Source organism: Wenjunlia vitaminophila DSM 41686 (genome assembly GCF_000380165.1).
GTDB classification, from domain to species: Bacteria; Actinomycetota; Actinomycetes; order Streptomycetales; family Streptomycetaceae; genus Wenjunlia; species Wenjunlia vitaminophila.
On sequence record NZ_KB904650.1, the window covers coordinates 131,191 to 145,552 of the forward strand.

The following is a 14,362-nucleotide window of genomic DNA, read 5'->3' on the forward strand; positions in this document are numbered from 1 at the left end:
GCGGGTTCCCTCCCGTCCCCACCCCCAGGAGAAGCACCGTGACCCAACTGACCTACGACTCCCTCACCGACCGCTCCGTCGGGGTCGTCTCCCCGGACGAGCAGCGCATCCTGCGTGAGACCTCCGTCGCCGTGGCCGGGCTCGGCGCCGGTGGCGGCACCGCCGCCATGCTGCTGGCCCGCAGCGGCGTGGGCGCCATCCGCGGCTCGGACCCCGACGTGTTCGACGCCACCAACGTCAACCGGCAGGTCTTCGCCTCCGCCGCCACCCTCGGGCAGAGCAAGGCCGACGTCACCCGGACCGCCCTCCAGGAGATCAACCCGGAGATCAAGGCGGACATCCAGGACCTGCGGCTGACCACGGTCGAGGAGGGCAGACAGTTCCTCGACGGCATGGACCACGCGATCATCGCCGTGGACAACCGGGCGGCCATCCTGCCGTTCGTCCAGGCCGCAACCGAACTCGACGTCCCGGTGACCGTGATGAGCGCGGTCGGCTTCCGCGGCTTCGTCACCACCCTGCACGGCCCGCAGGCGCTGCCCACGCTGCGGTGGTTCCTCGGCATCGGTGAGGACGACGGCCCCGAGGAGATCGCCGCGGCCACCGACCGCGAGAAGCGCCGCTTCATGGCGGCCAGCGGCGGCTTCACCGACGAGTTCAGCGCCGACTTCCCGGCCGGGCGCACGACGATGAAGGTGCTGGCCCCCGTCGCCTTCCTGGTCTCCTCGTACGCGACGGCGGAGACCATCAAGTGGCGGATCGGCCGCGGCCACCGCTTCGTCGCCCCCGACGTGCTGTCCTTCGACACCCTCACCGGCCAGCCCTGGGACGTCGTGGGCGTCGTCGGGGCCCGGAAGGACCAGGGCTGATGGACTCCGTGGCGATCAACCGACGGGTGCCCGCCGAGGAGTTGGAGGCGCTGGTCGGCCGGTTGGCCAGGGACGTCCCGTTCTGGTCCGGCCGGCTGGCGCCACCGACCCCGGCCTTCGCGGACCTCCCCCTGCTCACCCGCGCCGACGTGCGGGGGCACTCGCCCTACGACTTCGTCCCGCAGCAGATGCTGGGCGGCTACCTGCTGTACTGCGAGAGCACGGGAACCACCGGCGAACCGCTCAGCTCCTTCCACCGCATGGAGGACATCGTCGGCATCGGCAGCGAGGTCCGGCTGCCCACCGCGCTGACCAAGCTCCTCCAGCCGGGCGTGCCGGTCGCCAACGCGCTCCCCTACGAGATGGGGTTCGTCGGCCAGGCCACCTCCATGCTGCTGCGGGCCGCGCGGGCGGTCGAGATCCCGGTCAGCACCCGGACCACGGTGTGCCCGCCGGAGCGCGCCGTGGCCATCATCCGCAAGCTCCGCCCCAGGGGCCTGCTCTGCCTGCCCGTCGACGCGGAGTGCTACGCGCAGATCCTGGCCGACGAGGGGGTCGATCCCGCCAGCCTGGGCATCGAGGTGATCATGGTCAGCTCCGAACCGTCGTCACCGGCCCGCAGGGCCCACCTGGAACGGCTCTACGGGGCGCAGGTCGTCAACTTCTTCGGCGCCAGCGAGCTGGGGGCGGTGGCCATCCCCTGTGACCACGGCCGGGCGCACTTCCGTGAGGGCTCGCTCTACGGGGAACTGCTCGTGCCCGACGGGTCAGCGGCGGCGGGTGGCGCCCGGGAGCCGGTCACCGGCGAGTTGGTGATCACCACACTGGCGCCGCGCGCCATGCCGGTGCTGCGGTACGCCATCCGGGACGTCGTCACCGTCGCGTGGGACCCCTGCCCCTGCGGGCAGTCCAGTCCCACCCTGGACTACCGCTGCCGCGCCGGCGGCCAGATCCGCGTCGGCGACCGCACCTGGACCCCCATCGACCTCGAGGACCTCGTCTACCAGGTCGAGGCGGGACCCTGGTACCGGATCGAGGTCCACCCGGGACCACGCGTGCTGATCCAGGTGGAGACCCGCGCCGGGGCGGCCGACGACGTGGGCCGGACCCTGGCCGGCACGGCGGCCGAACGACTGGGCGTCCCCGTGGACGTCGAGACGTTCCGCCCCGGGGAGCTCTACGACTACCGGGGCATCCGCGGACGCAAACCGATGTCGCGGATCGTCGAGCACGACGGCGGGGGCGACATCACATGGGCGAGCTGAAGGGCGCGGCGACGGACACCCCGGCCGACCGCGGACCCACCGGCCGGCCGGGGCACGGCAGCGAAGGAGCGAGCGCATGAGGGCCGAGGCCTGGGTGCTGTACCGGGCGGGCACGGACGGCCGGTCGCCCGAGTCACCGGGGGAACTGCGCCTGGAGGAGGTGGAGCTGCCCGAACTGGGTCCGCTCGACGTCCTCACCGAGCCGCTCTACGGGTGCTGGGAAGCGAACATGACCCACGCCCTGGAGCGCAAACCCATCGACATCGTCGCCGCCCGCGGGGAGCAGCGCGTGGTGCTCGGCAACTGCGGCCTGCTGCGGGTGCTGCGCACCGGGCGGGACGTGACCGGGCTGCGGGAGGGCGACGTCTGTTTCCTGGTCTGCGGCAACGTGCTGGACCGCTGGGGTTACGTCAAGCTCGTCCACGGCTACGACGGCCCCGGCTCCATGGGGGTGCTCGCCAAGCGCACCGTGGTGCCGGCCCGGCTGCTGCTCCCGGTGCCGCGGGGCAGCCGCCACTCGCTGGTCCAGTGGGCCACCTACGCCCGGTACTGGACGGCCTGGTCGAACTGGCGCCTGGCGTACGGGACGTGGCGGCTACAGGTGCCCGGGGACGAGACGCCGTACGTGGTGGCGTGGGGCGGGGGCGTGGGTCTGGCGCAGGCCGAACTGGCCCAGATCAAGGACGGGGCCCGCGCCGCCGTGATCGCCTCGTCCCCGAGCCGGCTCGCCCTCATCGCGTCCAAGGGGGTCCACCCCATCGACCGCTCCACCTTCCCCGGCCTCGCCTACGACGCGGCGCGTTTCGCCGAGGACCCCGGGTACCGGCGGGCGTACCGCGCCAGTGAACGGCGGTTCCTGGCCGAGGTGCGCGCGTTCACCGGGGGCCACGGCGCGTCCATCGTCGTCGACAACATCGGCGGCCCCGTGTACCGGGCCTCGCTGCGGGCCCTGGACCGGGAGGGCGTCATCGCGACCTGCGGCTGGAAGCACGGCATGGCGACGGAGTACCTGCGGGCCGTCGAGTGCATCGAGCGCCACCAGCACATCCACACCCACGCCGCGGCGCGTTGGGAGGTGGACGACGCCGTGGCCTTCCAGGAGGAGCACGGTTGGCTGCCCGAGGTGTCCTCGGTGACGCCCTGGGAGGACGTCGCCCGGCTGTCGCAGGCGTACGCCGACGGCAAGGTGGACGACTACTTCCCGGTGTTCGAGGTCAACCCGGTCTGAGACCGCCGACCCGCTGGCCCGTGCGCGTGCGGGCCAGCGGGTTCGGGTCGCTGCCGACCGGGTTCGCGAACAAGGCGCGACGGCCCCCGGCCGATTGTCCCGTCGAACGCGTCCCAGTTCGATAACGGCACGGCGGCGCACCGCCGCGGGTCCCTAGGCTGGCGGCTCCGCCGGGGCCGACCAGGGCTCCCGGCCCGATCCCGTGAGGTTCGCCTTGAGACCCACCCGCCCCTTAGCCGCCGCCGTCGCCATGGCCGCAGCCGCAGGCGTCGCCCTGCTTCCCTCGCAGGCCCAGGCCGCCGGTTCCGTCCACCTGTACAAGGTGTACTACGACAGCCCCGGCACCGACCGCGGCGGCAACACCTCGATCAACGGCGAGTACGTGCAGATCCGCAACACCACCACCCGCGGCGTCAGCCTCAGGGGCTGGACCGTCAGGGACAACACCGGCTACACGTACACCTTCGGCACCTACACCCTCGGCGCCGGCAAGACGGTGACCGTCCGCACCGGCAGGGGCACCAACACCGCCACCACCCGGTACTGGGGGCGAAGCTGGTACGTCTGGAACAACACCAGCGACAAGGCCACGCTGAAGCGGTCCACCGGCACCGTCGTGGACACCTGCGCCTACAACAGCTCGCGGTACGACTACAGGATGTGCTGACCGTCGCTGCCGAGCGGTGCCTCGCCCGGACCCGGTGCGGGGCACGTCGGTCCGACGGCCCGCACCGGCACGGCCCCCGGGTTCAGGAGTAGAAGTCCCGCTGCCACCGGTGCCGGGCCAGCACGGCGAGCTGGTCGGCGGTGAGCCCACGCCCGTCGCTGACCGCCGCGTTGCGCTCGACGTTGCGCACGGTCCGCATCCCGGGGATGACCGTGGAGACCGCCGGGGAACTCAGCACGAACCGCAGCGCCGTCTCGGCCATCTCCTCGGTGGAGATCCCGAGGTCTGCGACGATCGCCGCCACCCGCCGCTCGACCTGCGCGGGGCGGTCCCCCCGGAAGTACTGGTTGCGCCAGTCGCCCTCGGGGAAGGTGGTGTCCGCGGTGATCCGGCCGGTGAGGCCGCCCTCGTCCAGCGCCACCCGCACGATCACCCCCACACCGTGCTCGGCGCAGGCCGGCAGCAGTTCGTCGGCGGGCGCCTGGTCGAAGACGTTGTAGATCACCTGCACGCTGTCCACGGCGCCGCTGCGCACCAGCGCCAGCGCGTTCTGGGGCTGGTGGTCGTTGACGGAGACGCCGAACAGGCGGATCTTCCCCTCGCGCTTGAGGTCGGCGATCGTCTCCAGCCAGTCGCCGCGGCCGACCCAGTCGTCGCTCCAGGTGTGGAACTGGAGCACGTCGAAGTGGTCCAGGCCGCTGGCGCGCAGACTGGTCTCCAGGCTCTCGCGGATGTGCGCGCCCGGGAACGTCTCGGCCGGGTCCAGGCCGTACGGCGCCGGCCAGACGCGGTTCTTCGGCGGCACCTTGGTCGCCACGTACACCTCGTCACCGGACCGTTCGCGGACGACCCGGCCGACGATGCGTTCGCTCTCGCCGTAGCCGCGGGCGGTGTCGATGACGTTGACGCCGAGGTCGATGGCGCGGTGCAGGGCGCGCACCGACTCGTCCTCCGTGGCACCCACCCACCGGGACTCGCCGATCCCCCACGCCCCGTACCCGATCTCGGAGACGGACAGTCCACTGTGTCCCAGTTCTCGGTACCGCACCCGTCGTCCTCCATGTCGTACGCCCGGTCCTGGCCGAGCCGGGGCCCGGGCAGGGATCACGCCGACGATAGGCGACGGGCGCGGCGCCGTCAGGTGGGTTTTCGCGGGCCCGGCGCCACCCGGGTCAGGCGTCGGCGTCCCGCAGGCCCACGGCGTCGTGCCGCCAGAACGGCTCGGAGTACACCAGCGTCCCCGTCATCCACGCCTCGTACGCCGGAAGCCGGAACACCTGGAAGGCGGCGTCGGGGATGCGCAGGGACGGCCTGCGGAAGCCCAGTTCCCCGCCGGGCTGGAAACCGAGGCGCGCGTAGTAGCCCGGGTCGCCCTCGAGGAAGACGAGCGGAACGCCACGCTCGGCGGTCAGCGACAGCCCCTTCCGGACCAGGGCCGACCCCACCCCCCGTCGCTGGTGACCCGGCAACACGGCGAGCGGGCTGAGCACCTGCACGGGGACCAGGCGCCGTGGGGCGTCGAGCAGGCAACGGCTGAACATGACGTGCCCCACCACCCGTCCGTCCTCCTCGGCGACCAGGGACAGCCCGTGGTCGGGGGCGACCAGGGTGTCGCGCAGGGTCCCCGTCAACTCGGCCACCAGGGTTCCGTGGTCGCCGAAGGCCCGGCGGTGGAGTTCCCCCACGGCTTCCTCGTCACCGGGCAGCTCTGCTCGAATGTCCATGGTGCCGAAGACTAATAGCTGGATTGTCCAGCCGGGCTCCATAGTGGACCCAGTTGCCGTTTTCGGCCCCTTTGTGACTTTACTTTCCGCAGCGCCCCATTCCCCCTTTTTTCATCCGGTGGCCGGTGAACAAATCCTCATCCACCCAGGACTCTTGCGGGACTGGACGGACGAGGAGGGCTGCTGGTCCCCGAGGCGAGGTGCCGTCTGACGTCTCATCCGCACTGCCCTCATCGGGGCGCCGGGAGAAAGCGCGGCGGCCCGCCCGAAGAACCTGGCAGGGCGCCGCGCGAGTGAACCGGTCACCGGGTCATTCCCAGGGATCGATCCCCTCGCCGAAGAGCCGCTCTTCTTCCTCCCTGCTCAGGAACTTGGCGCGCTGGTTCCGCCAGAGGGCGAGGTCACCAAGCGGGTTGCTGTCCAGCTCTCCTTGCAGCGTCCTGCGCAGGAATTCGACCATGCCGCACTCGTAGCGACGCCACTCGTGGGAGCCGCGATTCCGCACCAGCACGGGCCATTCCTCCGGGACCGCACCCGACGCATCCCAGCAGAGGATGTCCGCGCTCGCGCTGACTCCCCAAGTGATGAGGGCCGGAGGGGAGTCCACCGATAAGTCCTTCGCGGGCTCCCGGTCCCAGGTGTTACGCGCATTCTCCGTCTCCGGAGACATTCCGTCGCCGATCCGCTGCGCCTCCCACGGTTCTGGCTCGAGGATCACCAGGTAGCCCTCGATCGCGCCGGCACCGTAGCTTCCTATAAAGGCGCGGTAGTCGCTGGGGAAGGGAACTCCCCAAGACGCTTCGTGCTCCTCCCAGGAGACCGACGGACCACCGCCCTGCGACGACGGCGGCATCATCGCAGCGAGTTCGTCCAGAATTGACATTGAGCGCATCCTCTTGGGTTTTCAGGGACAGCAGGTCAACAGGAATCTACGTCGAGCCGGATGGGGGCGTCAATTCATCCCGGCTTCCGGAACAGGTTGTCCGCGCCCTTGTACCTCGGGGCGACTTTGCAGTGGACGGTCTGCCTTTCCTCCTCGACGTGGATTCTGGTTCGGGAGTGGAGACCGTGGTACCGGGAGCGCCCAGCGTGAGCAGGAAGTCCAGCCACACCTCGACCGAGGAGCCGTCGTCCTCGACGCCCTGGCCCGCTACTGCTTCCAAGTTCGAAGCTCTCGATGCGGTTACCGAACAGGGCAAGGGCGAGTAAGACGCCGCCGAAGGCGAACAGAACCCCCGTGCCAGTCCCGTTCCGTGTCACGAATACTGTGAGCACCCCTGTCCCGAAAGAGGCTGCACCCAGTAGGCCCGTGAGTGTGCGCAGGACTGGCGTGAATGGAGTCGATCCTAAAGGGCGTTCCACAAGCTTTCTCCTTTGCTTTGAGGCAGGACGCTATCAAGAGCAGCGTGCCGCAGACTGTGTAATATTGACATCGTTTTCGATGTCATGTATTCGAGGTGGATCGCCCTGTCGGGGACCCCAAGTCGGGCATGTCGATGTCGTTGATGGCCAGTCCGACAGTCCCGTGGCGCGGACACCGCGGCCACACTCCACCGGTGCCGCACCGGTGCGCCGCTGACGTGCGGAGCCGCCGGCCTGCCCCGCCCCCGTCAGTCGGTTGGGCGCCGCCGTCCTCCGGGGCGGGGTCGGCCGGTGGGCCGGACGTGCGGCTCGACCAGGAGCACGAGCCCGGCGGCCTGCCTTGGGTCGCTGTTCGTGCGCGTAGGCCGGACGTGGCGGGCATAGTGCCGCCACCGGCCGTGTTCCGCGCCGGTCGGAGCCGTGGGGTGCTCGTGTTTTCGGGGTCGTTCAGTGGGAGAGGGATTCGGGCAGCGACGGTGGCTCCGGTGCGGGGCAGGGCGAAGCCGCTGTTCGGCGGGGTCGGGGGCGGGAGGGGGGCTGTGCGTCGGGAGAGTTCGCGTGTTCGCGCCTGGGCCGCGGTGCCGGGCTCGGGACGATCGTGCCCGGGCCGGCGATCGGGGACCCAGTGCCCGCCGGCCGCTGTCACGGAAACGCGACGGTTCCCGACGCTTCCGCGACACGTTCGGTGGGCCGCTTGGCCGTCGGGCACCGGCAGCGTCTGGCGCCGAACCCCGAGACCCGTCGCCGTCGGTACACGACCTCACATTCCGCACTCGACCAGGGGTCGGGCCGCCGGCGGCCCGACCCCTCGGCCTCTCTACAAGAACGCCGGGCCCCCGTTCCCGAGGAAGCCCGCGTCGCATGTGTGTGCCCGTGTCACAGGATCACCGAAACAGGAAGGCTCGATCGTGTCCTTACTGAGCTACGACGTCGTGGCAGACCCCGCCCCGTTGGCGTCCCGGACCGGGACACCAGCCGTGGGAACGGTGCACGTGCTGGTCTCCAACCCCAACACGTACCACGTGAAGTGGCACTCCATCGAGGTGGAGGTGCCCTTCGGCTCCGGCACGGGTGCCCTGACATCCGACCACACGGTGATCACACCGAAGATCACCCCGGAGAAGCCGTTCGCCGGCGGAGCGAACCCGACGTTCGGCTGGGACCCGACCCGTGGCACCCCAGGCCTGTCTGGCCTCCCTGGCGCCTTCATCGCCAGGGACACCAAGGAGGTTGACATGCCTCCCGGCAGTGCCATGGTCCTGAGCCTGGAGAACTTTCCCGTCTCCGACCAGGAGGGCCTGGTCCTGCTGCGGGTGAACGAGGACGCCGAGGGCAGCTCTCGCGGGCGCACGCCCCGCCCCGTCAGGCTCGCCGTGCTCAAGAAGGCCGCGCAGGTCCCGACCGACTTCCGCCCGGAGAAGTCCCAGGTGGACAAGGGACAGAACGTCGTCCTGCTGTGGGACGGACCCGACGACCTCACCTACACGATCGCCCTTCCGGACGGCACCGAGAAGTCCACGGAGAGGCTCGGACCGGGAAAGTACCGCTGGCGCCCGAACGACCCCGCCAGCGTCCCGAAACGAGACACCACCTACACCCTGATCGCCCGCAGCACCGGTCAGCCGCAGTCGGAGGGGTACTTCCTCACCACCACCGTCCACATAGAGATCCCAGAGTTCGAGCACGGGATGCGCGCCCTCTGGGTCGAGGGAACCACGGCGAAGGGCCGCGTCACCTTCACCACGACAGGCGTGAGCATCAAGAAGCAGAGCGGACGACAGCGGGGCGACATCACCGCTGGCAAGGCCGACGTGACCGAGGTGGTGACCGGACAGGCGAAGGTCAACGGTCCCCTCACCGCCGGCACAACCAACGTGAGCGAGCTAGTGACCGAGCAGGCCCGGGTCAACGGTCCCCTCACCGCCGGCACAACCAACGTGAGCGAGCTAGTGGCCGGGGAGGCCCGGGTCAACGGAGCTCTCGCGGCCAACAACGCCGCCGTGAACGAGCTGGTCGCCGGTCGGGCGCAAGTCAACGGTCCCCTGGCAGCCGGCCAAACCAACGTGAGCGAGCTGGACGCCGGTCAGGTACGGGTGTCGGGACAACTCACAACCGGCAAGGTCGAGGTGAACGAGTTGGTCGCCGGCCGAGCGCACGTGACGGGGCAGGCCGGCCAGAGCCTCTTCGACGGGCAGGTCATCTACAGTGGCGAATGCGTCGTGGAGGAGTTGAGCGTCGGCCAGATGGAAGTGGCGGGGCGCCTCACGACCCGTGGACCACTGCTGTTCCACAACCAGGCGGGAGACCCGCTGGTGGAGACCATCCACGAGCAGCCGTTCGGTCTGCGGGTCCGCGGCCGACTGGAGGTGGCGGAAGGCCTCACCACCCGTGGACCACTGCTGTTCCACGACCATCAGGGAAACCGATGGATGGAGACCGTCCCCGAGGCGCCGTATGGCATGTGGGTCCGCGGCAAACTCAAGATCGACGGTCCCGACCTAGTGCTCAACGGCATCACGTACCTCTACAGCGAACTGCACGTCCGTGGCGATCTGTTCGTCAAGGGATCAGCGGACATCGGGGGAGACGCGAAGGTCGGCGGACACCTGACCAAGGGCTCCTGACAACCTGGCCTGCCGGGCTGTAGAACCCAGGTCCACGCAGGTCGGCGAGGGGTGTACATCCCGCACCGGGCAGGCCCACGAGGCGGCCTGCCCGGTGGTCCTGCCCACGGCTTGCCGAGAGAGCGGTCAAGGCTGGCTGGCCGGGCAGACCACCGGCAGGTCCCGGCAGAACCTACCTCCGCGTCGATCGCACGGTCGTTGCGTGTGTGCTGCTGGGCGATTTCGGATCTGCGCCGTTCCCTCTGCCCGCCTCCGGCCTGGGCTCGAGTTCCTGCATGACGCCGCGCGGGTCCACGCGATCAGCACCCTAGGGTCCGATCTTGCGCCCCACCTGACCCGAGCGTCCGCCCGGAAAGTGATCTTGGAGGTCATCGCCGACTACGGGGTCGATGCGGCACGCTCTGTGGTGCGGGAAGGCCTCGAGGAGGCCGCCAGGCGAGGCAAGCGGCGACCAACGGCAGCGATGCTCACTGCGCGGGGGCGCGTGCCGTGATCACTCCCTCTATCCCGAGCCAAGCAGCGGGGTCAGAAACTTCTGACCTTCCCGCTGGTTCTCACGGGGACCCCGCCGTGATCGGTCTGGAGCAGGCCGCGGACGTTCCGCGGGAGCGGGTCTACACCGCGCTGGCCCCAGCAACAGTGAGGGCCGCTTTGGCGGCGGACCCGGCCGCGAGCAGCACCCATCTGGAGCGCTTCGCCTCGGAGCTGGACCGGGCCGCGAAGCGGCTGGCCGCGGCACAACGGCAGGCGTCCTCGTAACAGCGCAGCGTGATTCCTAGCCCGCGGCGGACGAAGCGGGCGCCGAAGAACCTGGAATACAAGAAGGCCCCCACCCGTAGGGTGCGGCGGTCCCTGTCGGCCTCGTCACCCAGGCAGCCAGCGACGCCCGTGCCCGCACCGGCCGCGAACCGCTGCCGCCCGCCGGGCGCGCGGCGGGTCGGCGGCAGTACGTTGGGGCGCCATGCGCATCACGAAGTACACCCACGCATGTGTGCGGCTCGAACACGAGGGCCGCGTCCTGGTGATCGACCCCGGGACGTGGAGCGAGCCGGCCGCCCTGACCGGCGCGGACGCCGTGCTGGTGACCCACGAACACACCGACCACGTCGACGTCCTGCGCCTGGCCGGGCTGGGTGTGCCGGTCTACGCCCCCGCCGAGGCGGACATCCCACGGCTGGATGTGGTCCAGGTGTCCTCCGGCGAGGAGTTCACCGCCGCCGGCTTCCACGTCCGGGCGGTCGGTGGGCGCCACGCGTTCATCTACGCCGGCCAACCGGACTGCGCGAACCTCGGCTACGTCATCGACGGGGCGGTCTACCACCCCGGTGACGCACTGCACGTGCCCGACCAGCCGATCGAGACGCTGTTGGTCCCCGCGCAGGGATCGTGGCTGAAGATGGCCGAGGCGATCGACTTCGTCAAGGCGGTCAACCCCCGGAGGGCGTTCGCCATCCACGACGCCCAGATCAACCACCGCGGCCTGAGCAGCGTCAACGGCTGGCTCGCCGAGGAGACCGACCACGGCTACCGGTACCTGCGCCCCGGCGAGTCGCTGTGAGGTCATCCTCATGGACGGGGGCGGGGGCCCCTGGGGGCTGCCGGACGGCGAGTCAGGCAGCCCCCGGGGCTGCGGTCAGCGACGTTCCCCCAGGAGCCCGCTGATCTGCTCGTGCAGGTCGTGTGGCAGGTGGATGGCCCAGCGGCCGGCTGCCTCGGCGGCCAGGTCCCGGGTCCACTGCCAACTGTTCCGTGCCGCGGCGCGCACCTCCGCTTCGCGTGCGGCGGCGGTGGTGGCGGTGTAGCGGTCGCGGTCGGCGGTGGGCAGGTCCTGCTCCAGTGCCCGACTGGGGGGTGAGCCAGTGCACGGTGCTGTCCCGCAGGAGCCGGCAGAGCTGTAGTTGCTGGGGGGCGATGACGACGTGCAGCAGGGCGTGCGCGCGGGCGATCTCGCCACGTGCCAGGACGTGCGCGAGCATGAGGGTCCAGTTGGCCAGTTCGTCGGTGAGCTGCTGGGCGGTGGCGACGGGCTCGGGTGGGCGGAAGCGTGCCAGGTGCTGGGCGGCTTGGCCCAGACGGCCGGTGCGATCCAGCAGAACGGCGTCCTGGGGGCGGGGCAGGTACACCGTCCCTTCCCAGGTCGGGACCTCGTCGATGCCGGGGCCGGCGGCGACGATGTGGAACTCGCCGCGCATCAGGTCGTCGAAGACGACGGCGAGGACGCCGTACATGTTGGTGTAGGCGAGTTCGAGGGGTGCGAGGTTGGCCAGGAACGCGGGTCCGTCGAAGTCATCGACGTGCTGGTCCTGGACGTAGAGGTACGCCTCGATGTCGGAGTGCGCATCGGCCTCGCCCAGGGTCCAGGACCCGTAGAGGAGAACGCCTTCCAGGCGGGGTTCGGACTGGGCGAGCTGCCGCAACCGGGCGACGCGGTCATCCAGCGCGGGGCAAGCAGAGGGATAGGACATGGGGAAGAAGCTGTCTCCTGAGTGAGCGTGCGGACACGCTGGCGGCACCCGGCGCCTGCCGGGCAGATGGCCGGACGGTGCTCGTCAGCTCAGGAGAAGTTGCACACGCCGGGAATCCTACGTGGGCCGCGGCGGGAACGGACGGGCGGGATGCCGCGCGCCAGGGGTTCCGGTCCCTGGCCAACACGGGTGTTCGCGGCGGAGTTCCGCACCGACAGGGGAAGACCGGACCGCTCGGTGATCGGGCGGGTCTCCGAGCCGGTCGTGACGGGAGCGCCGGGGACTGCAACCGGAATCCGGGCTTTCCAGCAATCAGCAGGTAGATTGCATGATAAGCCGATAGTCTCCGCCTTTATGACTGATCAGCAGGCGCTTGACCTGCGTTCCGAACCGTCCCGGCCGCCGTCGGCCGACGCCTCCCTGTTCGGGAACATCCCGCGGGTCCTGTGGCTCGCGGCGGCCGCCACCGGCGTTCTCCTCGTCGTGGACCTGGCCACGCAGGGCTACAACGAGTACGTCGCGTCGCTCCCGGCGGGAACGTGGCTGTTCAACGTCAACGCCGAGGGAAACCTGGCCACCTGGTGGAACAGCACCCTGCTGCTGTCGGTGGCCGGTGTGGCGCTGGTCGCTGCGGCGTTGACCGGCCGGGGACCCGGCCCGAGCCGACTGAGCTGGCTGGGCCTGAGCGCCATGGCCGCGCTGCTCAGCATCGACGAGTCCATCGAGGTCCACGAGCGGCTCGGTGAGGTCGGCAGCGAGTGGACGGACTCACTGGGAACGTCGGTTCCCACCTACGCCTGGGTCCTGCCCGGCGCGGTCGTCGCCGTGGCCGGAACGGTGTGCGCGGTGCTGTGGGCCCGGAGCCTCCCCCGCGACCTGCGCTACGGCCTGCTCGGCTCGTTGGCGACGTACCTGACCGGGGCGCTGTTGGTCGAGTCCTTCAACGGGTGGGCACTCCACCAGGGCCACAAGGCCGTCAACGCACTGGGAACCCGCGTGGAGGAGGGCCTGGAGATGGGGGCCTGCCTGCTGGCCCTCGCCGTCCTCGCCCGGTACGTGCTGCTGGAACGCGACCCGGAGTCCGGGCGCGCCACCGTGCGGCTGAGGGAACAGTAGGGAGGTGCCCCAGGCCGGTGGGGCACCCGTCGCCGCGTCCCCGCACGGAGTTCAGGTCAGGCGCTGCGCGATCTCCAGGGCGGCCGTGATCGCCCCGCCGGAGAAGAGCACGAGTAAGCAGCCGCCTCCCCCACCCCCGTTCCCGGAGCGTTTCTGCTCGGCCATCCTCTCGACCTCGGGCAACCCTCCCCTGTGGTAGGCCGCACCTATCTCCTGACCCGCGCAGTACCCGCATTTCCATGCACCGAACGCGTGCTCTTCGCGACCGCACGTCGGACACGTGGCCATGGTTCTTCTCCCCCCGTTGGCGCTCCGCTTCCACGCCGAGGCTGGAAGGTTAGCGAGGTCCCCGCTTCTCCGAGAAGGCGCGAACGAGAGCGCAGCGGTTCCCGGGGTGGTGAGGGGGATCGTTGCTCGGGTGCGGAGTTCCGCCGGCTCCGCCGTGGGCGCGAGGTGGGCGGACTCGTCCCCTCCCACTCGTCCCCTCCCACGGTGGCGTCACTCCGTGATGGTGGGCGGCGCGGTCAGGAACGGGCGCACCTCCAGCCACTCGTGGATCGGCCTGCCACCCGCCCCGGGAGCGGCCGACAGCTCCCCGGCCAGCTCCACGGCGCGCTCGTAGCTGTCGACGTCGATCACCATCCAACCGGCGATCAGGTCCTTGGTCTCCGCGAACGGCCCGTCGGTCACCGGCGGGCGCCCCTCACCGTCATACCGGACCCACGCCCCCTCCGGAGCCAACGCCTGACCGTCCACGAACTCGCCCGTCTCCTCCAGCCGCGCCGCGAAGTCGTTCATGTACTGCACGTGCGCCGAGATCTCCTCCGGCGTCCACCGGTCCATCGGCACGTCGTTGACCGCNGCCGGGGCACCCCGGTAGTGCTTCAACAGCAGGTACTTCGCCATCGTGGTTCTCCTCGGTACTCGTGCGACCCCCGGTGGATGCCGCCTTCACCCCCAGGACGGAGCAGGACACGGGTTCTCGACATCGCCGTCCGACTTTTTTGGAATCTCGCGGCCAGGAGGCGCCCTGGGAGAGGGG

The 14,362-nt window shown here is 70.4% G+C and carries 12 protein-coding genes and 1 pseudogene; 8 read left to right on the forward strand and 5 right to left on the reverse strand.

Annotated elements, in window-relative coordinates:
* Positions 1-38 precede the first annotated feature (38 nt).
* From A3IG_RS0104875 to A3IG_RS0104890, 4 genes are all read left to right on the forward strand, one after another.
* On the forward strand, positions 39-869 hold the full coding sequence (locus A3IG_RS0104875) for a HesA/MoeB/ThiF family protein (protein WP_018382422.1): 831 nt from the start codon (positions 39-41) through the stop codon (positions 867-869).
* Positions 869-2,134 carry a phenylacetate--CoA ligase family protein gene (locus tag A3IG_RS0104880; RefSeq protein WP_018382423.1) on the forward strand — a complete coding sequence of 422 codons (1,266 nt, stop codon included), beginning with the start codon at positions 869-871 and terminating at the stop codon, positions 2,132-2,134. The genes A3IG_RS0104875 and A3IG_RS0104880 overlap by 1 nt, the downstream gene beginning before the upstream one ends.
* A 76-nt stretch (positions 2,135-2,210) precedes the next feature.
* Positions 2,211-3,362, forward strand: a complete 1,152-nt coding sequence (locus A3IG_RS0104885) for a zinc-binding dehydrogenase (protein WP_018382424.1) — start codon at positions 2,211-2,213, stop codon at positions 3,360-3,362.
* 250 nt (positions 3,363-3,612) lie between these two features.
* On the forward strand, positions 3,613-4,029 hold the full coding sequence (locus A3IG_RS0104890) for a lamin tail domain-containing protein (protein ID WP_018382425.1): 417 nt from the start codon (positions 3,613-3,615) through the stop codon (positions 4,027-4,029).
* An 82-nt stretch (positions 4,030-4,111) separates the two neighbouring features.
* Here A3IG_RS0104890 and A3IG_RS0104895 read toward each other — a convergent pair whose 3' ends face one another.
* From A3IG_RS0104895 to A3IG_RS28620, 3 genes are all read right to left on the reverse strand, one after another.
* Entirely contained in the window at positions 4,112-5,077 is a 966-nt protein-coding gene (locus tag A3IG_RS0104895; RefSeq protein WP_018382426.1) for an aldo/keto reductase, read from the reverse strand.
* A gap of 124 nt (positions 5,078-5,201) precedes the next feature.
* Positions 5,202-5,753: a GNAT family N-acetyltransferase gene (locus A3IG_RS0104900; protein ID WP_026219900.1), complete on the reverse strand. Its 552-nt coding sequence runs from the start codon at positions 5,751-5,753 to the stop codon at positions 5,202-5,204.
* Between the two features lie 310 nt (positions 5,754-6,063).
* The gene (locus A3IG_RS28620) at positions 6,064-6,636 is read right to left on the reverse strand and encodes an SMI1/KNR4 family protein (protein WP_018382428.1); all 573 of its coding nucleotides are present in this window, start codon (positions 6,634-6,636) and stop codon (positions 6,064-6,066) included.
* Positions 6,637-8,023: 1,387 nt separating this feature from the next.
* Between A3IG_RS28620 and A3IG_RS0104910 the strand changes: the two genes are divergently transcribed.
* The 3 genes from A3IG_RS0104910 (at position 8,024) to A3IG_RS0104920 (ending at position 11,297) form a co-directional block, all read left to right on the forward strand.
* Entirely contained in the window at positions 8,024-9,739 is a 1,716-nt protein-coding gene (locus A3IG_RS0104910; RefSeq protein ID WP_058032968.1) for a hypothetical protein, read from the forward strand.
* 570 nt (positions 9,740-10,309) lie between these two features.
* Complete coding sequence (locus A3IG_RS0104915; RefSeq protein ID WP_018382430.1) at positions 10,310-10,498, forward strand: hypothetical protein; 189 nt, start codon at positions 10,310-10,312, stop codon at positions 10,496-10,498.
* Between the two features lie 202 nt (positions 10,499-10,700).
* Positions 10,701-11,297 (forward strand): MBL fold metallo-hydrolase, encoded by a 597-nt coding sequence (locus A3IG_RS0104920; protein WP_018382431.1) that lies wholly within the window; start codon positions 10,701-10,703, stop codon positions 11,295-11,297.
* Between the two features lie 75 nt (positions 11,298-11,372).
* Here the strand turns inward: A3IG_RS0104920 and A3IG_RS28625 are convergent.
* Positions 11,373-12,204, reverse strand: a pseudogene (locus A3IG_RS28625) (nucleotidyltransferase domain-containing protein).
* A gap of 354 nt (positions 12,205-12,558) precedes the next feature.
* On the opposite strand from A3IG_RS28625, the gene A3IG_RS0104935 reads away from it, so the two are divergent.
* The gene (locus A3IG_RS0104935; RefSeq protein WP_018382434.1) at positions 12,559-13,320 is read left to right on the forward strand and encodes a hypothetical protein; all 762 of its coding nucleotides are present in this window, start codon (positions 12,559-12,561) and stop codon (positions 13,318-13,320) included.
* A gap of 498 nt (positions 13,321-13,818) precedes the next feature.
* Here A3IG_RS0104935 and A3IG_RS0104945 read toward each other — a convergent pair whose 3' ends face one another.
* Positions 13,819-14,226, reverse strand: a complete 408-nt coding sequence (locus A3IG_RS0104945) for a YciI family protein (protein WP_018381740.1) — start codon at positions 14,224-14,226, stop codon at positions 13,819-13,821.
* Between the last annotated feature and the right edge of the window lie 136 nt (positions 14,227-14,362).

Coding starts and splice junctions, on each gene's coding strand:
- A3IG_RS0104880 (WP_018382423.1), top strand. CDS start 869: ATGGACTCCGTGGCGATCAACCGACGGGTGCCCGCCGAGGAGTTGGAG.
- A3IG_RS0104885 (WP_018382424.1), top strand. CDS start 2,211: ATGAGGGCCGAGGCCTGGGTGCTGTACCGGGCGGGCACGGACGGCCGG.
- A3IG_RS0104890 (WP_018382425.1), top strand. CDS start 3,613: ATGGCCGCAGCCGCAGGCGTCGCCCTGCTTCCCTCGCAGGCCCAGGCC.
- A3IG_RS0104900 (WP_026219900.1), bottom strand. CDS start 5,753: ATGGACATTCGAGCAGAGCTGCCCGGTGACGAGGAAGCCGTGGGGGAA.
- A3IG_RS28620 (WP_018382428.1), bottom strand. CDS start 6,636: ATGTCAATTCTGGACGAACTCGCTGCGATGATGCCGCCGTCGTCGCAG.
- A3IG_RS0104920 (WP_018382431.1), top strand. CDS start 10,701: ATGCGCATCACGAAGTACACCCACGCATGTGTGCGGCTCGAACACGAG.
- A3IG_RS0104935 (WP_018382434.1), top strand. CDS start 12,559: ATGACTGATCAGCAGGCGCTTGACCTGCGTTCCGAACCGTCCCGGCCG.